Raw genomic sequence first — 19,399 nt, forward strand, 5'->3', positions numbered from 1 at the left:
GGTGAGCACGCCCCACCCCAGCACCCCTGTGACGTCCCAGCGCCCCGACGAGCCCGCCCACCGGTACACCCCGGCGCTCGCCCAGCAGATCGAGGAGCGCTGGCAGGACGTGTGGGAGGAGCGCGGCACGTTCCACGCCGCGAACCCGTCCGGTGCGCTCGCCGGGCCCGACGGCGCCCAGGCCACCGGCCAGCCGTACTTCATCATGGACATGTTCCCGTACCCCTCGGGCGCCGGCCTGCACGTGGGGCACCCGCTGGGCTACATCGCCACCGACGTGGTCGGCCGCTTCCGCATGATGTGCGGCGACAACGTGCTGCACGCCCTGGGTTACGACGCCTTCGGCCTGCCGGCCGAGCAGTACGCCGTCCAGACCGGCCAGCACCCGCGCACCACCACCGAGGCCAACATGGCCACCATGAAGCGCCAGCTGCGCCGCATGGGCCTGGCCCACGACCCGCGGCGCACCTTCGCCACGATCGACCCCGAGTACGTGCGCTGGACGCAGTGGATCTTCCTGCAGATCTTCGACTCCTGGTACGACGACGCCGCCGAACGCCCCGGTGACACGGTCGGCACCGGCCGTGGCCGCGCCCGGCGCATCGCCGAGCTGCGCGAGGAGCTGGCCGCCGGGACCCGCGCCGTGCCGGGCCACGACGGCGACAACGCCGGCGGCGCCGTCTGGTCCTCGTTGAGCGTGGCCGAGCAGCGCGACGTCGTGGACGCCCAGCGTCTCGCCTACGTCGACTCCTCCCCGGTGAACTGGTGCCCCGGGCTGGGCACCGTGCTGGCCAACGAGGAGGTCACCGCCGACGGACGCTCCGAGCGCGGCAACTTCCCCGTCTTCACGCGCAACCTGCGCCAGTGGAAGATGCGGATCACCGCCTACGCCGACCGCCTGACCGACGACCTGGCCCTCATCGACTGGCCGGACAAGGTCAAGGCCATGCAGCGCAACTGGATCGGCCGCTCCACCGGCGCCTCGGTCCGGTTCGACGTCGTCGCCGCCACCGACCTGGACCCGGCGGGCTCGGGCGAGCAGGTCGAGGTGTTCACCACCCGCCCGGACACCCTGTTCGGCGCCACGTTCATGGTGGTCTCCCCGGAGCACCCCCTGCTGGACGAGGTGCCCGCCGCGTGGCCCGACGGCACCCGCGACGCCTGGACCGGTGGCCACGCCGGCCCGACCGAGGCCGTCGCCGCGTACCGCAGGGAGGCCGCCGCCAAGACGGCCGTCGAGCGGCAGGCCGACGCCGGCAAGAAGACGGGCGTGTTCACCGGCCACCTGGCCGTCAACCCCGTCAACGGCGAGACCGTGCCCGTCTTCACCGCGGACTACGTCCTCATGGGCTACGGCACCGGCGCGATCATGGCCGTGCCCGGCGGTGACCAGCGTGACTTCGACTTCGCCGAGGCGTTCGAGCTGCCGGTCGTGCACACCGTGGAGCCCGCCGGCGGCCTGCCCGAGGGGCACGAGGGCGCCTGGACCGGCGACGGCGTCACCGTGCGCTCCGCCAACGACGAGATCTCGCTGGACGGCCTCGACGTCGTCGAGGCCAAGGCGCGGATCATCGCCTGGCTCGAGGCCAAGGGCGCCGGCGAGGGCACCACCACGTACCGGCTGAACGACTGGCTGTTCTCCCGCCAGCGGTACTGGGGCGAGCCGTTCCCCATCCTGTGGGACGCGGACGACCGCCCCGTCGCGATCCCCGCCGAGATGCTGCCCGTCGACCTGCCCGACGTGCCCGACTACGCGCCGCGCACCTTCGAGCCCGACGACGCCGGCTCCGAGCCGGAGGCACCGCTGGGCCGCAACGACGACTGGGTGAACGTCACCCTCGACCTCGGCGACGGTCCCCAGCAGTACCGCCGCGACACCAACACCATGCCCAACTGGGCCGGGTCGTGCTGGTACTACCTGAACTACCTCGACCCCACCGACGCCTCGACCGCCCGCGCCGACGGCAGCGCCGTCGTCGACCCCTCCCTCGAGGGCTACTGGATGGGCCCGCGCCACAACGCCACCTCCGGTCCCGCCGGCGGCGTCGACCTGTACGTGGGGGGCGTCGAGCACGCCGTGCTGCACCTGCTGTACGCGCGGTTCTGGCACAAGGTGCTGCACGACCTGGGCTACGTCGCCTCCCTGGAACCCTTCGGCAAGCTGTTCAACCAGGGCTACATCCAGGCCTACGCCTTCACCGACGCCCGCGGCGCGTACGTGCCCGCCGCCGACGTCGAGGGCGACGAGCAGACCGGGTTCACCTACCAGGGCCAACCCGTCGAGCGCGAGTACGGCAAGATGGGCAAGTCCCTGAAGAACGTCGTCACGCCCGACGAGATGTACTCCGCGTACGGTGCGGACACGTTCCGCGTCTACGAGATGACGATGGGCCCGCTGGACCAGTCGCGTCCCTGGAACACCCGCGACGTCGTCGGTTCCCAGCGGTTCCTGCAGCGCCTGTGGCGCAACGTCGTCGACGAGGAATCCGGCGCGCTGGTCGTGACGGACGCCGAGCCGGAGCTCGCCACCCTGCGCGCCCTGCACCGCACCGTCGCGGACGTCCGCGTCGAGATGGAGCAGATGCGACCCAACACGGCGATCGCCAAGCTCATCGCGTACAACAACCACCTCACCGGGCTGGACTCCGTGCCGCGGTCCGCCGTGGAGCCCCTGGTGCTGATGGTCGCGCCGATCGCGCCCCACATCGCCGAGGACCTGTGGCAGCGGCTGGGGCACGACGCCTCCCTGGCGCGCGAACCCTTCCCGACGGCCGACGAGCAGTACCTCGTGGAGGACACCGTCACCTGCGTCGTCCAGGTCAAGGGCAAGGTGCGCGGGCGCCTCGAGGTCGCGCCGTCGATCTCCGAGGCGGACCTGGAGGCCGCGGCGCTCGCCGAGCCCAACGTGGTCCGGGCGATCGACGGGGCGACCGTGCGCAAGGTGATCGTGCGGGCCCCGAAGCTCGTCAACATCGTCGTCTGACCTCGTTGGTGACGCACGCGCACGCGGCGACGCTCGCCGGGGTCGAGCGGGTCTTCGCCGCGCCCACCCTCGGCCTGCTGCACAAGGCGGAGGCACCCCTGGTCGTGGCGGTGCTGCGCGCGGTCTTCACCGCCGACCGCCCCACCGTGGCGACCGAACAGCTCCACGTGGAGGTCGACACCCTCCTGGCGGACCTGCGCACCGCCGCCCGGCCGGCGCGCACCACCGTCCCGGAGGAGCCCGCGCGCGTGCTGTGCACCCGGTGGGTGCGAGAACGCTGGCTCGTGCGCTCGGTGGACGACGACGGGGCCGAGCGTTACCAGGTCTCCAGCTACGCGGCCGAGGCGCTCGACGTCGTCGCACGCACGCAGGGCGCTCGCGGCCTGGTCAGCGAGTCACGCATCCGGACCCTGCTGGTCGCGGTCGAGGACCTCGCCCGCGACGCGCGCCCCGACCCCGCCGCGCGGATGCGCGAGCTGCGCTCACGGATCGCCCAGGACCGGGCCGAGCTCGAACGCCTCGAGGCCGGCGGCGCGGTGGAGCGGGCGGACCCGGACCGCCTCACCGAGCAGTACGACCATTTGATGCTCCTCGTGCGCGAGCTGCCCACCGACTTCGCCCGCGTGGCCGAGTCCATCACGACGCTGCAGCGCGACATGGTCACGCGGCTGCGCCAGGACGAGCGGGCCACGGGTGTCGTCGTCGCCGACTACCTCGACGCCTCGGAGAACCTGCTGGAGCGCACCCCCGAGGGTCGGGCGTTCGCCGGTGCCATGGAGCTGCTCGCGGACCCGGTGCTGCTCGACAGCCTCGAGGAGCGGGTCCGCACGATCCTGGACCACCCGTTCGCGGGCGACCTCCCGGCCGAGCAGCGCGTCGCGCTGCGCACCCTGCGCTCCCAGCTCGTCGGCGCGATCGAGGTGGTGCTCGCCGCGCAGGCCCGTGCCTCGCGCACCGTCACGGCCCAGATCCGCCACCACAACCCGTTGCGCGACCGTGAGCTGGACGACGCGCTGCGGGAGGCCACGGCGGCGATGGCGGACTGGTTCGTGCACACCGGCCGGGCCGCCAGGGTGGAGCCGCTGCGCTGGTTCGAGCGCGCCCGTCCGGGGCGGTGGCGCGACTCGTTCAGCGACCTGCGTCCCGAGACGCCGCCCGGCCGGCTCCAGTACCAGGACGACGACGCGTCCGGTGACGAGATCGACGACCTGCGTGCCATGGGCGGTCCCCGCCACGGCGACCTCACCGCGCACCTCGCGACGCTGCCCGACGGCGTCAGCGTGGGTGCGGCGTTCGCGGCCGGTCCCCGCAGCCTGCGTCGCCCGGTCGAGGTGCTCGGCTATCTCGACCTGGCCGCCGGCTCCGGGGGCTGGTCCGACGACGGTTCCGGCGACGTGCCCGCCGCGGACCTGGAGAGCGTGCGGACCACGCGCTCCGACGGCACCACCCGCGACTTCGTGCTGCGCCGCACGCCGATCAGGAGGACCGATGACTGACCTGGACGTCGACGAGGTGGAGGCCACCACCGGCACGGACGCCGCGCGCGGCACGTTCGTGGAGACCGTCGCGATCGAGGACGACGACGAGGTGCTCTTCGCGGGTGACACCGGTGTGCTGCCCTTCGAGGCCCGCCGGGTGCTCGCGCTGCTGCTGCAGCGGCGCTACCTGTCCGCCGCGGACCACCCCGCCGAGTGGAAGCACCTGCTCACCCATCAGCAGGTGCTGTCCTCGCGGCTGCACGACCTGTTCGTCGAACTCGTCGTCGACCGCGACTACGAGATCGCCTACAAGCGTCAGGTGCGGTCCGAGGGCCTCGCGATCCCGGTGCTGCTCCGCGACGAGCCGTACAAGCGCATCGAGACCCTGCTCATGCTGTTCGTGCGCAACCGCTTCCGCCAGGAGCAGGGCAGCGGCACGGCTGCGGCGTTCGTCGACGCCGAGGAGCTCACGGACTACACCCTGGGCTTCCTGGCGCACGACGAGACGAACCTCGCGGCCCGCCGCCGCGAGATCGACAACGCGGTGGCCACGCTCGTGCGCGAGCAGGTCCTCGCCGAGGTCGCCGCGGGCCGCTACCGCATCCTGCCCGTCGTGGAGATCCTGCTGCCGGTCGACCGGCTGGCGGAGCTCACGGCCTGGCTCCGTGCCGACACCCCGGAGGTCTCCGCATGACCGTGCTCAGCCCCCGGATGGCGGACTCGCTGTTCGGGCTCATCCCGACCGCGTCCGACGGCAGGCAGTGGACGGCCACGTCGATGCAGCTCGTCAACTGGGGCGGGTACCACGGTCACCACGAGGTGCGCTTCTCGCCGTCGGCGACCCTGCTGTCCGGGTCGTCCGGGTCCGGCAAGTCGACGCTGCTGGACGCCTACATCGCTCTGATGATGAGCCACACGACCCCGTTCAACGGGGCCTCCAACGGCGCGACGTCGGGGCGGGCGCGCGGGCGCGAGCAGCGCAACGTGCTGTCGTACGCGCGCGGCAAGCTCGACGAGTCGCGGGCGGACGGCGCGACCAGCCGCGAGCAGGTGCTGCGCGGGGACGGCGTGGACACGTGGTCGGCGATCGCGATGTCGTGGACGGACCAGTCCGGCAGCGTCCTGACCGCGCTGCGCGCGTGGTACGTGCCGCGCGGTGCCACGCGCAACGAGGACTGCGTCGTCGTGCGCGCCACCCGCGAGGCCGCGTTCGACCTGCGCGCGCTCGAGGACCTCGTGCCGGGCCGGTTCGCCCGGGCCGGCCTCGTCGAGGCGGACCTGGTGCCGTACGACACCGACGTCGCCTTCGCGACACGGCTGCACGCCGCCCTCGGCATCGGCGCGGCGGGCGACGGGCACAAGGCCGTGCAGCTCCTGGGGCGCATCCAGGCCGGGCAGGCGATCACCACCGTCGACGCGCTGTACAAGGCCATGGTGCTCACCGAGCCGGAGACGCTGCAGGTCGCCGACCGCGCCGTGGAGCACTTCGACGAGCTGAGCGCGGTGCGGACCGAGATGCTCACCGCGACCCGCCAGGTGGAGGTGCTGCGCCCGATGCGCGCCCTGCGCGCCCAGGTGGAGGACGCGGCCCGGGCCGTCGACCTCGTCGACGGCCTCGGCCTGGCCGACACCACCGGCCCGACGCCGTACCGCGCCTGGCGGGACGCACGGCGCCTGGCGCTCGTGCGCGCCGAGGAGGACGCGAACCGCACCGCCCACCGGGCCGCCGAGGAACGCCGCACGGCCGCCGTCGCGCGGATCGCCGGGGCCGAGGCCGACCTGGAGGAGGTGCGCGAGTCGTTGCGCCGCCAGGGCGGCGACGCCGTGGAGACCACCGAGCGGGACGTCCGTCGTCGCACCGAGGCCCTGGAGGCGGCCCGCGAGGCGCGGGCCACCCTGGACGCCCAGCTCGCCGTCCTGGACCGGACGGCGGCGACGCGCAAGGAGTTCCTCGCGGTGACCCGCCGGGCGAGCGCCCTGGTGGAGGGGCGCGCCGAGCGCGGCGCCGCCCTGGAGGACGCCGTCCTCGCGGCACGTCAGGGGGTCGCCGACGCCGAGAAGCGCCTCGCCCGCCTGGAGCAGGAACGCGACTCCCTCGCCCGACGACGCGGGAACGTCGGCCCGGAGGACCACGCGGCGCGCGTGGCGCTCGCCGAGGCGGCCGGGCTGGACCCCGACGAGCTGCCGTTCGTCGGCGAGCTGCTGGAGGTCCGCGGCGAGTACGAACCCTGGCGGGACGCCGTCGGGCTGGCGCTCGGCGGCTTCGCCACCACGCTGCTCGTCGACGCCGACCGCCTCGCCGGCTTCCGCGCCGCGATCGACCAGGTGCCGCTGCGCCGCCGCCTGCGCTTCGAGGGGGTCCCCACCGGTCTGCCCCTCGCCGACGACGCCGACCCCCGCACCCTGCCCGGCCGGCTCGAGGTCAAGGCCGGACCGTTCGGCGGCTGGCTCGCCGAACGACTGACCGAGCGCTTCTCCTACGTGTGCGTCGACGACCCCGCCGAGCTGCGCGACCACGCCCGGGCCCTGACACGCACCGGACAGATCTCCGACGGCGCCCGCGGCGCCCACGGCGGCACCGGACGGGCGTCCGTGCTCGGCTTCTCCAACGCACGCCGGCGCGAACGGCTCGCGGGCGACGTCGAGTCCGCGCGGACCGCGCTGCGCCAGGCCACCGAGGAGCTCCAGGGTGCCCGTCTGCGGCACGGCGCCCACACCGACGAGCTCGTCGCCGCCGGCCAGGTCCTGCGGATCACGTGGGAGGACGTCGACGTCGCCGGAGCGCAGCAGGCGCTCGACGAGCGCCGCGAACGCCTCGTCGCGCTCCAGGACGGCTCCGACGTCCTGCGTGCCCTGTCCGACGACGAGCAGCGGCTGCGTGCCCGCCTCACCGAGCTCTACCGCGAGCGCGCGGACGCCGAGAACCGGGTCCGCGAGCTCTCCGAGCAGTGGGCGGCCATCACCGACCTCGTGGACCAGGTGACCGACGCGGTCGAGCGCGCCGAGAGCGACGCAGTCCTGCCCACCGACGCCCAGCGCGACCGGCTCGAGGTGACGCTGCGCGCCGTGGCCCCGGGGGACGTGGACGCGCTGACGTTCGCCGCGCTGGACCAGGCGACCGACGCCGTGGCCCGTGAGCTCGCCCGGGACCGTGAGGCGGCCCTCGCCGCCGGCCAGGCCGCCCGGGCCGGCCTGGCGGGCGTGTTCGAACGGTTCTGCGACTCCTGGCCGAACCCGAACCTCGGCACCGACCCCGACGGCTCCTACGACGACTTCGCGCGGATCCTCACCGAGATCGAGGACCAGCGCCTCTACGAGCTCACCGAACGGTGGTCCCGCACGCTCGGCAGGCTCAGCGGGCACGACCTCACCCTGCTCGGCAACGTCATGAACCGGTCCGTGACGGAGATCCGCGAGCGCATGGAACCCGTGAACGCGATCCTCGCGACGCTGCCGTTCCGCGACGACGCCCACCGGCTGCGCATCACCGCCCAGGTCACCGAGGCCAAGGACGTCGCCTCCTTCCGGCGCAGGCTGCGCGAGCTGGCGGCCGACCCGGGGGAGCAGACGCCGGCCGAGCGGGCACGCCGCTTCGAGCGGATGGCGCGTCTCGTCGACCGGATCCGCGTCGACTCCCCGGAGCGTCGACGGCTGGTGGACGTGCGCGAGCACGTGCGCATCTCCGCGGAGTGCGTGGACCTCGACGGCAACCACGTCTCGGTGTACGACCACATCGCCGGCAAGTCCGGTGGCGAGTCGCAGGAGCTGGTGGCGTTCATCGTCGGTGCGGCGCTGCGCTACCAGCTCGGCGACGCGGGTGCCGACCGTCCCCGGTACGCACCGGTCTTCCTCGACGAGGCGTTCATCAAGGCGGACGCCCGGTTCGCGGGGCGTGCCGTCGGGGCGTGGCGGGGCCTGGGGTTCCAGCTCGTCATCGGTGCCCCGCTGGACAAGGTGAGCGCGCTCGAGCCGCACGTCGACGTCGTGCTGCAGGCCGTGAAGGACGACGCGGGGCGCTCGCGGCTGGTGACGCTCGTGGGGGTGTGACCGGGCACCACGTGTCCGGTTCGCTACGGTCGTGTGACCGTCAGGGGTCGGTGTCGCGTCTGCCGACGACACCGGCGCGGAGCGTGAGTAGGGTCGGACCCGTGACCGAGACACCGCTGATCATCAGCCCGGAGCACTCCGTCGAAGGGTTCGTGCGGGAGTTCCTGCGCGAGCTGAACTTCACGCAGGGCACGGTGCTGGAACGCGCCACCACCAACGACACCTACCTCGCCCTGGCGCGCACCGTGCGCCACTACCTGATGTCGCGGTGGATGCAGACCACGACGGAGCACTACCGCACCCAGCCGAAGGCGGTCGCCTACCTGTCGGCGGAGTTCCTGCTGGGCCGCCAGCTCGACAACGCGCTGCTCGCCGCGGACCTGCAGGACATCGCCGCGGAGGCGATGGCCTCGCTCGGCCTGGACCTCGCGGAGCTGCGCGAGGCCGAGGTGGAGCCGGGTCTCGGCAACGGGGGGCTCGGCCGGCTGGCGGCGTGCTTCATCGACTCGCTGGCGACGATGTCGGTCCCGGCGATCGGCTACGGCATCCGCTACGAGTACGGGATCTTCCGCCAGACGTTCGTGGACGGGCGGCAGGTCGAGGAGCCGGACCACTGGCTCGACAACGGCTCGCCGTGGGAGTTCGCCCACCCGGAGCACGAGGTGACGGTGTCGTTCGGCGGGCACACCGAGAAGTACATCGACGGCGAGGGGGACGACGCCGTCGAGCGCACCCGCTGGGTGCCGGGCTGGCAGGTGCTCGGCGTGCCGTACAACTACATGGTGCCCGGGTACCGCAACGGGCAGGTCAACACGCTGCGCCTGTGGAGCGCCCGCGCGACGCACGCCTTCGACCTGAAGATCTTCAACTACGGCGACTACGCCGAGGCGGTCCGGGCGCAGACGTTCGCGGAGAACATCTCCAAGGTCCTCTACCCGGAGGACTCGACGCCGCAGGGCAAGGAGCTGCGCCTGCAGCAGCAGTACTTCTTCGTGGCGTGCTCGCTGCGGGACTTCATCGACCAGCTGCTGCCGCAGGGTTTCGACCTGCACCGGCTGGGGGAGCGGATCTGCTTCCAGCTCAACGACACCCACCCGGTGATCGCGGTGCCGGAGCTCATGCGGATCCTGGTCGACGACCACGGTTTCGAGTGGGCGGAGGCGTGGGAGGTGACGCGGAGCTGCTTCGCGTACACGTGCCACACGCTGCTGCCGGAGGCTCTGGAGGTGTGGCCGGTCGAGCTGCTCGGGCGTCTGCTGCCGCGGCACCTGGAGATCATCTACCGCATCAACGACGAGTTCCTCGACGAGGTCCGCGAGAGCGCCGGCGACGACGAGATCCTGGTGCGGCGCATGTCCGTCATCGCCGAGCACCCGTTCCGCGCGGTGCGGATGGCACACCTGGCCACGGTGGCGGCGACGAAGGTCAACGGTGTCGCCGAGCTGCACTCCCAGCTCCTGCGGGACAAGGTGCTGGCGGACTTCGCGACCCTGTGGCCGCAGAAGTTCACCAACGTCACCAACGGGGTGACCCCGCGCCGGTTCGTGCGGCTGGCGAACCCGGGGCTGTCGGGGCTGATCACCGAGGCGATCGGCGACGGCTGGGTCACCGACCTGGACCGGTTGCGCGAGCTCGAGCCGCTGGCCGACGACCCGGAGTTCCGCCGCCGCTTCCGGGACGTCAAGGCGCAGAACAAGGAACGGCTCGTCGCCCTGCTCGCACGGCGCGACGGGATCGAGCTCCCCCGGACACGATGCTCGACGTCATGGTCAAGCGTCTGCACGAGTACAAGCGACAGACGTTGAAGATCCTGCACGTCGTCGCCCTGTACGACCGGATCGTCTCCGGGCAGGTCGACCCGGCCGACATGGTGCCCCGCACGGTCGTGTTCGGCGCCAAGGCCGCCCCGGGGTACGTGATGGCCAAGGAGATCATCGCGCTGATCAACCACGTGGGTGCCGTCGTCAACTCCCACCCCGAGGCGTCGCGCGCGCTGCACGTGGCCTTCCCTGCCAACTACGACGTCACCGTCGCCGAGACCCTGATCCCCGCCGCCGACCTGTCGGAGCAGATCTCCCTGGCCGGCAAGGAGGCGTCCGGCACGGGGAACATGAAGTTCGCGCTCAACGGGGCGCTGACGATCGGCACCGACGACGGCGCGAACGTGGAGATCCGCCAGCTCGTCGGCGACGACAACTTCTTCCTGTTCGGCCTGACGGAGCCGGAGGCCGCGGCGCTGGCGGAGACGGGCTACCGCCCGTCGTCGTACTACGAGGAGAACGCCACGCTGCGCCGGGCGCTCGACCTCGTGGCGCACGGGGAGTTCTCCGGCGGCGACCGGTCCACGTTCGAGCCGGTCGTGTCCAACCTGCTGGGCGAGGACCGCTTCATGGTCCTGGCGGACTTCCAGGCGTACCTGGACGCGCAGGAGCGGGTCGAGGCCGCCTACCGCGACCCGGACGCGTGGAGCAGGTCGGCCGTCCTCAACGTGGCCCGTGCGGGGTTCTTCTCGTCCGACCGGTCGATGCGGGACTACCTCGACCGCATCTGGCGCACCGAGGAGCGCTGACCCGGACCGTCGTCGGGCACCGAACGCTCTCGGTGCCCGACGACGGTCTTCCCCCGCTCAGGGACGGAGCCGACCGTCCTCGCCGGCACGGTGGTGTCGAGCACGTCCTGGTACGTGCCTTCCTTCCGCGTCGTGCGTGACCCGGTCGACCATGACGAGTCGCCATGCACCGCACGCTGCGGCACGGTGCGGAGCCCGGACCGCCGAGGCGGTGGACTGCGTGGCGTCGTCGGGCATGCGGAGCACGCTACCCCTCGGTGGTCCTCGTCGCGCGACGAGGACCATGCCGCCGTCGCGGTCGCGGCAGCGCCGACTAGACTCGCCACGACATGCGCGACGAACCTGCAGTGCGAGTCGTGACCGACTCGACGGCCTGCCTCCCCGACCCCGGCCACCTGGCCGTCGACGACGTCCTGGGCTCGCCCGAGGACGTCCCCGTGGTGGTGCCGCTGCACGTGGTCACCGCCGACGGCACCCGCCGCGAGGGGGTGGACATCTCCTGGCAGGACGTGGCCGCCCGGATCTCCGGCGGGGAGCGTCTGACGACCTCCCAGCCCTCCACCGAGGAGTTCTCCGCGGTGTACCGCGACCAGGTGGCGCGCGGGGCCAGGGCCGTGGTCTCCATCCACCTGTCGAGCGCCCTGTCCGGGACCGTCGACTCCGCGGCCCGTGCGGGCCAGCGCGCCATGCTGCCGGTGCGGGTCGTCGACTCCCGCACCGCCGCCATGGCGATGGGCTTCGCGGCGGTCGAGGCGGCGCGGTGCGCGGCGGTGGGCTGCGACGCCGACCACGTGGCACGGCGCGCCGAGGAGGTCGCGGCGTCCGCACGGGCGACCTTCCTCGTCGACTCCCTGGACCACCTGCGCCGCGGGGGTCGGCTCTCGGCCCCGGCCGCCGCCCTCGGGGCGGCGCTCGGTGTGCGGCCGATCCTCGGCCTGTCGGACGGGCGCGTCGACCTCGTCCAGCGGGTGCGCACCCGCCGGGCGGCCGTGGCCCGCCTGGTCGACATGGCCGTGACCCGCGCCGAGGAGTGCACCCGGCCCGTGCTCGCCGTGCACCACCTCGGCGCGCCGGAACGGGCCGAGGAGGTCGCCGACACCCTGGCCGACCGTGTCGGCACCCGGCCCGTCGTCACGCCCGTGAGCGCCGTGCTCGGGGCGCACGTGGGTCCCGGTGCGCTCGCCGTCGTCGTCGCCGACCGCGGGTCGCACGTCCACGACATCGAACCCGGCGGTCCCTGGTAGTCGGCCGGTAGGTCTCCGGTCGGTCCACGGTCGCCCACAGGCGCAGGCTCTCCACAGCCCGGTCCGACGACGGCGCGCCACCTCGGGGCGTCGCCCTAGCGTCGCGACGTGACCACCACTTCCCGGCGACCGGACGACCCGGTCGCCACGCGGCTCGACGCCCTGCGCTCCGCGCTCGCGGACCCGGCTGCTCGTCCGTCCGGCAGCACGGCCGGCACTGCGCACGGTGGTGCGGCGGGCAGTCCGGACGAGGGTCGGGCCGGCGGTCCGGACGGCGAGCTGGCCGAGCGCCTGCGCTCGAGACGCTCCGCGGCGCACGTCGCGGCGGCCTACAGTGCCGCGCACGGTCACCCCTGGCACGACGACGACCGGGGCGGGCGCCGGTGGGGTCTCGCCCCGGTGGCGGCCGTCGCCGCCTCGGCCGTGCTGCTGCTGGTGGTCCTGGTCGTGGCGGTGCTGGCGTGGCCCCGGACGGCGGAGGACCTGGGGGTCACGGTGTCCTCGGGGGTCGAGGAGGCGGGCGCCGAGTCCGCGGGACCCGACGACCCCGGTGGACGAACACCGGACGGCGAGCCGCTCGGCGACTCGTCGCTCGGCGACACACCGCCCGGGGCCGATCCGGGCGACCGGTCACCCGGCGAGGACCTCGGCGGCGCGCCCGTCGCCGCCGACGTCGTCGTGCACGTCGTGGGAGAGGTCGCCGAGCCGGGACTCGTCACCCTCCCACCCGGTGCCCGGGTGGCCGACGCCGTCGAGGCGGCCGGCGGGCCGACCGACGAGGCGGACCTGTCGGCGGTGAACCTGGCGCGCGACGTCGTCGACGGCGAGCAGGTGCTCGTCCCCGCGCCGGGTCAGGCCACGGACGTCCCGGCCCCTGCCGCGGCGCCGGCCGCATCCGGCACGTCCGCGGGCGCCGGGACGGGGCCGGTCCCGTTGAACACCGCGGACGCCGCCACGCTCACCCAGCTCTCGGGCGTCGGTCCCGTCCTGGCCGAGCGCATCATCACCTGGCGCCAGGAGAACGGCCCGTTCACCAGCGTCGAGGAGCTCACCGAGGTCTCGGGCATCGGGCCCGTGCTCCTCGCCGAGCTGCGCGACCAGGTCGTGGTGTGACCGGTCGGACGGGCCCGGACCTGCGGCTCGTCCCGGTGTCGCTGGCGACCTGGTGCGCCGCCTGGCTCCTCACCGGGCCGGCGGCGTCGTCCGCCACGATGGTCGCCGCGGGCGCCGTGGTCCTCGGCGCGGTGGTGCTCGCTCTCCTGGTCCCGGCCCGCGGACGGGGGCGCCGCGGTGCGGTGTGCGCCCACCTGCTGCTGGTGCTGGTGGGGGTCGGTGCGCTCGCCGCCGGCGTGCAGGTCCAGCAGGCTGCGCGCGGTCCCCTGGAGGACCTCGCCACCGCGGGCGCCGTGGCGACCCTGCGCGGGAGCGTGGTCTCGCAGGCCGAACCGGCACCGTTCGGCCAGGGGGAGCGGTGGACGCTCGCCGTCGAGCACGTCGACGCCCGGGGCGTCGCCGGCCCGGGACGGGGACACGTGGAGGTCACGGCGCCCGGTGACCCGCCGCGGTACGGAGCGCGCGTCGAGGTCGACGTGCGCCTGGGCCCGCCCGGCATCGGGGCGGGCACCGTGGCCGAGGCCGTCGCGCTCGCACCCGTGGCGGAGGCGGTGGCGCCGGGAGCGGTGCTGCGGGGCACGTCGAGGATGCGGGACGCCCTCCTGGACGTCACGGACGGGCTGTCCCCGCAGGCGCGGGGGCTGGTCCCCGGGGCCGCGGTCGGGGACACCACCCGGGTGCCGGACGATCTCGACGCCGCGATGAGGACCAGCGGTCTGACCCACGTGACGGCCGTGTCGGGCAGCCACTTCGCCATCGTGCTCGCCGTGGCGACCGCGCTCCTCGTGGCGGTCCGGGCGCCGCGCGCCGTCCGGGTGCCCGTCCTGCTCGTCGTGGCCGTCGGCTTCGTCGTGCTCGTCCGTCCGGAGCCGAGCGTGCTGCGCGCGGCCTGGACGTGCGGCGTGGCGCTGCTGGCCCTGGCGCTGGGGCGACCGGCGGCGGGCCTGCCCGCGTTGGCGACGGCCTCGACCCTGCTGCTGATGGTCGACCCGTGGCAGTCACGTTCGTTCGGCTTCGCGCTCTCGTGCGCCGCCACGGCGGGCATCGTGCTGCTCACCGGTCCGCTGGCGCGCCGGATGGCCCCGTGGTGCGGGCGGGCAGGTGCCTTCGCGCTGGCGGTGCCGTGGGCGGCGCAGATCGCCTGCGGACCCGTCCTGGTGCTGCTCGACCCGTCCGTGGCGGTGATGTCCGTGCCCGCGAACGTGCTCGCCGCTCCGGCGCTCGTCCCGGCGACGGTGCTGGGACTGACGGCGACCCTGCTCGCCCCGGGAGCGCCGGGCCTCGCCACCGTCGTGGCGTGGACGGCGGGTCTGCCCACGGCGTGGATCGCCGCCGTGGCGACCTTCTTCGCCGGCCTGCCGGGAGCGTTGCTGCCGTGGTGGTCGGGCGCGTCCGGTGCGCTCGCCCTGGCGGTCGTCACGGCGGCCGTGCTCGTGCCGGTGCTCCGGCGACCGCCCGGCCGCGGCTGGACGGTGCTGCCGACGGTGCGGCCGACCGTGCTGCGCCGTCGGACCGGGAACCGGCGGCGCCGGGCCGTGCGGGCGACCCGCCCGGCGGCGGTGACAGCCCTGGCTGCCGCGGTCCTGGTGCCGATCCTGGCTGGAGCGGCGGTGCTCCTCGTCGTGGGGCGGGGTGCGGTCGGTGCAGGAGGTCCGCCGGCCGACTGGCAGGTGGTGGCGTGCGACGTCGGCCAGGGCGACACCCTCGTGGTCCGCAGCGGCCCGAGCTCTGCCGTCGTGGTCGACGTCGGCCCACCCGGTCACGCGGCTGCCCGGTGCCTGGACGCCCTCGGGGTGCGGCGGGTGGACCTGCTGGTGCTCAGCCACTTCCACACCGATCACGTGGGTGGCCTGGACGCCGTGCTCGCCCGGCAGCCGGTGGGCGCCGTCCTGGTGTCGGCCGTCCCGGAACCCGCGGCGCCGGCCCAGCGCACCCTGGCCGCGCTGGCCGGCTCCGGTGCGCGCGTGACGACGGGCAGCCGGGGCCTGCAGGGGCGAGCCGGGGACGTGGGCTGGCGGGTGCTCGGTGCGGCGGACACCGCCGGTGCGAACGACTCGAGCGTGGCGGTGTCCCTGCGGACGGCCGGCGGGGTCGACGTCGTCGCGCTCGGCGACCTGGAGGAGCCCGGCCAGGACGCGCTGCACGCCGACCTGGTCGCCGACGGCCTGCCCGACGGCCCGGTCGAGGTCCTCAAGATGGCCCACCACGGCTCGGCCTCGCAGTCGACCCGGCTCGCTCGGCTGCTCGCCCCCGACGTGGTCCTGGTGCCCGTCGGCCAGAACGACTACGGACACCCGACGCGTGCCGCGCTGGACCTGTACGCCGGGGTCGGGGCGCGAACGGTACGGACCGACGAGTGCGGCACGGCCGTGCTCACCGTGCGTGCCGGCCGGCTGGCGCTGTCGTGCACGGGCACCTGACACCGGCGGCGCCGGCGGGCTGCCGGCACCACCGGCCCAGCATGGCGGGTCGCGGGGGACGACCCTCGCCCCGCGCCGTCTCGACCGGCCCGAGGATATTCCCATTCTGGGACGTCGGCGCAGGTCAGGGAATCCGTCGATCGACGTACTTCTGGAGGACCCAGCGGGCGACGTGCACGCGCGACGGCACACCGAGCTTGGTCCGGATCCGCTCCACGTGGGTTCGGGCGGTCCCCGGGGAGATGACGAGCCGGGCGGCGATCTGCGGGTTGGTGAGCCCTTCGGCGACCAGCCCGGCCACCTCCAGCTCGCGGGGAGTGAGCACGGAGCCGGGGCGCGCGGCAGGCTCGGGCGCCGGTGGCTCGCACCGGGCGAGCGTGACGACGTCGCCGATCTCGTACCCGTCGGGCGCCTCGGCGGCAGGGTCGGGCGCGACGGCCGCCCCGACCCGGCGGCGCAGGTCCGCGGCGGCGGTGCGGCAGGTGGCCGCGTCCTGCGGTCGGCCGGAGTCGTCGAGGATCTCGGCGACCTCGTCGACGAACGGTGCCGCCTCGGCGAGGGCGCCGTACTCGGCGAGCCTCTCGAGCCCCTCCAGCGTCAGGCGGAGGGCCTCGGCGTTCTCGCCGCGGCGTCGGGCCAGCGTGCCCAGGTCGCCCAGGACGCGCCCCTGAAGCCACACCGGGCGGCGTGCGAAGTGCTGTCGGGCCTCCTCGAGGAGGTCTCGGGCGACGTCGTCGTGCCGGGCGCGGGTCTCGATGCTGCCGAGGCCGGAGCACCACAGGGCGCGCAGCGGGGAGTCGGTCGGCAGGGGGTGTGTCGCGGCGATGCCGTGGTAGACGTCGCGGGCCTGCTGATGGTGGCCCTGGTCGGACAGGATCATCCCGAGCACACCGTCGGCGTACGGCACGGCGTGGGCCAGCGCCGGACCGGCGGCGACCATGAGGTCGAGCCCGGCCCGGGTGTGCCGGTGGGCGTCGTCGAGGCGTCCGAGCACGCGCTCCAGGTCGCCCTGCACCACGAGCAGGACGGCGGCCGGGGGGCCCTGCACCTGGGACCGTGCCGCCGCGAGCCGGTCGACGGCGAACCGGAGACGTCCGGTCACCCGCCAGTACCGCACGAGCCCCAGCAGCAGCCCGACCACCCCGTGCGCCCGGCCGTCGGCAAGCGCGCGGTCGAGGGCGGCGACCGCGTCGTCGTGGACGGCGGCGAGGGCGGCGACGTCGCCGGGGGTGAACGTCGTGCTCGCGTCGGCGGCCGCGGCGAACACCCCGGTCAGGTGCGTCTGGAGCGCGGCCTCGACCTCCTCCACGGTCCCGGCACCGGCGGTGGTCACCGCGTGCCGGCGCACGACGGCGAGCATGCGGTAGCGCACCGGGGTGGCCGAGGTGACCACCTCGAGGACCGAGTGCTCGACGAGCTCGGTGAGCCGGGCGGTCACGAGGTCGGGGTCGGTGCCGGGCAGGCACACGGCCGCGCACGTGTCCGTGTCGAAGCTCCCACGAGCGCCCCGGCCCGGCGGTACAGGTCGGCGGCGCCGGGGGAGAGCAGCAGCACGCTCCGGTCGAGGGACGCGGTGAGGGTGCGCTGGTGGCGCGTGCCGCCCCGCATGGCCGGCAGGGTCAGGTCGGCGGCGAGCCGGTCCGCCAGGTCGGGGGCGCTCACGGTGCGCAGCTGGCTCGCGGCGAGCACGATCGCGAGCGGCAGCCCGTCGAGCCGGGCGCAGATCGTCCGCAGCGCGGCAGCGTGGCCGTCGTCGTCCGTGCGCACGACGGCGCCGGCGTCGCGCGCACGCTCGACCAGCAGCCGCACGGCCGGTCCGGGGCCGTCGTCCTCGTCGAGGGGCAGCGGACCCAGCGGGACGGTGAGCTCGCCGGGCACGGCCAGCGGACGGCGGCTCGTCGCCACCACGGTCAGCTCGGGGCAGCGCGCCGTCAGCTCCCCGACGAGGGCGGCGACCTCGTCGAGCAGGTGCTCGCAGCCGTCGAGGACGACGAGCGAGGGCGCGCGGACCAGCTCGGTGACCAGGACCTCCTCGGCGTCCACCTCGCCGGGCCGCAGGCCGAGGGTGTGGCAGACGCGCGCCGGGACGTCTGCGCCGTTCACCGCCGTGGTGAGGTCGACGAACCAGCGTCGTCCGAACTGCACGGCCAGGCGGTGCAGGACCTCCAGAGCGATGGTGGTCTTGCCCGCGCCACCGGGGCCGGTGACGGTGACCAGACCGCGGGCCGCGGTGTCCACGGCGTCGACCACGTTCCCGATCTCGTCCGCACGGCCGTGCACGCGTGGGCGACGCACCGGGAGGGGGCCGGGGTCACCGGCGGGACCGTGCATCCCGTCATGCAAGCACGCGCGGGGCCGTCCTGCCTCGTCAGTGCAGGGTTCGAGCACGCCGGTCGCCCCGGGTTCAGCCGTCCAGGAGCCGGCGGAGCGTCTCGTAGCGCTGGTCCCACGTCCAGGCGGCGGTCACCCAGCCGGGCCCGCGCGCGCCCATGCGTTCGCGCAGGGCACGGTCGGCGAGCAGCTCGACGAGCCGGGCGGCGACGTCGTCGGGGTCGGTGCCGTCCACCACGTAGCCGGTGACGCCGTCCTGCACGGCGTCGGGCGCGCCGCCGGAGTCGCCGACGACGGTGGGCAGCCCGGCGGCCTGCGCCTCGAGGTAGACGATGCCGAGCCCTTCGACCTCGAGCCCGCCCCGGCGGCTGCGCGACGGCATCGCGAAGACGTCGGCGGCGGCGTAGAACGCGGGCATGGCGGTGTGCGGGTGGCCGCCGGCCAGGACGACCTGGTCCTCGACCCCCTGCTCGACGACGAGCCGGCGCAGCCGGTCGGCGTCGGGCCCGTCGCCCACCACGAGCAGCCGTGCGTCGGGGACGTCGCGCAGCACGGCGGGCAGGGCCCGCACGAGCGTGTCCTGGCCCTTGCGCGCCACCAGGCGGGCTGCGCACAGCACGACCGGGGCGTCGGCGGCGATGCCGTACCGCCGGCGGACCTCGCGGCCGCCGGCGGGGTCCGTCCCGGCGAACGTTCCCGGGTCGACGCCGGGGGAGAGGCGGACCGCGCGGGCCGCGGCCCCGGGGCCGACGGCGCGCGCCAGGACGTCCACCGTGCGGTCGGACAGGTAGGTGAGGTGGTCGACGTGCCGGCCGATGCGGCCCAGCGCTGCGCGGGTGCCGGGCACCTTGGCCCACCAGAGCTCGTGGCCGTGGGTCGTGGCGACGTAGCGCGTGGCCGTGGTGCGCCGCCGCAGGGCGGCGGCCATGAGCCCGAGCGGCGCCGCGGCACCGAACCAGACGGCGTCGCACCGGTGCTCGTCCACGAGGCGCACGACCTCCCGGGTCCTGGCGGGGGTGGGCAGCAGCATGCGGGTGCGGGCGCGGACCACGGGGTAGGGCACGGACCGGTCGAACTCGTCCTGCCCGGGGCTGGAGGAGGTGTACACGACGACGTCGTCGGGGTCGAACCGCGAGGTCATCGCGTGGACGAAGGTCTCGATGCCCCCTTGGCGCGGGGGGAAGTCGTTGGTGACGACGAGGGTCCGGGGCACC

10 protein-coding genes and 1 pseudogene are annotated in these 19,399 nt (G+C 74.6%); 8 read left to right on the forward strand and 3 right to left on the reverse strand.

Features of this window, described 5'->3' with window-relative positions:
• Position 1 precedes the first annotated feature (1 nt).
• The 8 genes and pseudogenes from leuS (at position 2) to ACNHYB_RS00915 (ending at position 15,854) form a co-directional block, all read left to right on the forward strand.
• Positions 2 to 2,983 (forward strand): leucine--tRNA ligase, encoded by a 2,982-nt coding sequence (gene leuS / locus ACNHYB_RS00880; protein WP_418276501.1) that lies wholly within the window; start codon positions 2 to 4, stop codon positions 2,981 to 2,983.
• Between the two features lie 8 nt (positions 2,984 to 2,991).
• A complete protein-coding gene (locus ACNHYB_RS00885) occupies positions 2,992 to 4,479 on the forward strand; it encodes a DUF3375 domain-containing protein (protein ID WP_418276502.1) in 1,488 nt (495 codons plus the stop codon).
• A complete protein-coding gene (locus ACNHYB_RS00890; RefSeq protein ID WP_418276503.1) occupies positions 4,472 to 5,155 on the forward strand; it encodes a DUF4194 domain-containing protein in 684 nt (227 codons plus the stop codon). Before ACNHYB_RS00885 ends, ACNHYB_RS00890 begins: the two co-directional genes overlap by 8 nt.
• Positions 5,152 to 8,508: an ATP-binding protein gene (locus tag ACNHYB_RS00895; protein ID WP_418276504.1), complete on the forward strand. Its 3,357-nt coding sequence runs from the start codon at positions 5,152 to 5,154 to the stop codon at positions 8,506 to 8,508. Before ACNHYB_RS00890 ends, ACNHYB_RS00895 begins: the two co-directional genes overlap by 4 nt.
• Positions 8,509 to 8,609: 101 nt before the next feature.
• A pseudogene (locus ACNHYB_RS00900) lies at positions 8,610 to 11,077 on the forward strand (glycogen/starch/alpha-glucan phosphorylase).
• A 356-nt stretch (positions 11,078 to 11,433) separates the two neighbouring features.
• Entirely contained in the window at positions 11,434 to 12,321 is an 888-nt protein-coding gene (locus tag ACNHYB_RS00905; RefSeq protein ID WP_418276505.1) for a DegV family protein, read from the forward strand.
• A gap of 108 nt (positions 12,322 to 12,429) precedes the next feature.
• Positions 12,430 to 13,434, forward strand: a complete 1,005-nt coding sequence (locus tag ACNHYB_RS00910; protein WP_418276506.1) for a helix-hairpin-helix domain-containing protein — start codon at positions 12,430 to 12,432, stop codon at positions 13,432 to 13,434.
• Positions 13,431 to 15,854, forward strand: coding sequence for a ComEC/Rec2 family competence protein (locus ACNHYB_RS00915; RefSeq protein ID WP_418276507.1), 2,424 nt, complete (start codon positions 13,431 to 13,433; stop codon positions 15,852 to 15,854). Before ACNHYB_RS00910 ends, ACNHYB_RS00915 begins: the two co-directional genes overlap by 4 nt.
• Before the next feature lie 124 nt (positions 15,855 to 15,978).
• Here ACNHYB_RS00915 and ACNHYB_RS00920 read toward each other — a convergent pair whose 3' ends face one another.
• The 3 genes from ACNHYB_RS00920 to ACNHYB_RS00930 all read right to left on the reverse strand — a co-directional run bounded on the left by ACNHYB_RS00920 (position 15,979) and on the right by ACNHYB_RS00930 (position 19,398).
• Positions 15,979 to 17,322, reverse strand: coding sequence for a response regulator transcription factor (locus tag ACNHYB_RS00920; RefSeq protein ID WP_418276508.1), 1,344 nt, complete (start codon positions 17,320 to 17,322; stop codon positions 15,979 to 15,981).
• The gene (locus ACNHYB_RS00925; RefSeq protein ID WP_418276509.1) at positions 17,289 to 18,185 is read right to left on the reverse strand and encodes an ATP-binding protein; all 897 of its coding nucleotides are present in this window, start codon (positions 18,183 to 18,185) and stop codon (positions 17,289 to 17,291) included. Before ACNHYB_RS00925 ends, ACNHYB_RS00920 begins: the two co-directional genes overlap by 34 nt.
• A gap of 73 nt (positions 18,186 to 18,258) precedes the next feature.
• Positions 18,259 to 19,398, reverse strand: coding sequence for a glycosyltransferase family 4 protein (locus ACNHYB_RS00930; protein ID WP_418276510.1), 1,140 nt, complete (start codon positions 19,396 to 19,398; stop codon positions 18,259 to 18,261).
• Position 19,399 lies beyond the last annotated feature (1 nt).

Source organism: Isoptericola jiangsuensis (assembly GCF_048320105.1).
GTDB classification, from domain to species: Bacteria; Actinomycetota; Actinomycetes; order Actinomycetales; family Cellulomonadaceae; genus Isoptericola; species Isoptericola jiangsuensis_A.

Excerpts from the sequence above, each read along its gene's own strand:
- ACNHYB_RS00890 (WP_418276503.1), top strand. The coding sequence starts at position 4,472 with ATGACTGACCTGGACGTCGACGAGGTGGAGGCCACCACCGGCACGGAC.
- ACNHYB_RS00895 (WP_418276504.1), top strand. The coding sequence starts at position 5,152 with ATGACCGTGCTCAGCCCCCGGATGGCGGACTCGCTGTTCGGGCTCATC.
- ACNHYB_RS00925 (WP_418276509.1), bottom strand. The coding sequence starts at position 18,185 with ATGCACGGTCCCGCCGGTGACCCCGGCCCCCTCCCGGTGCGTCGCCCA.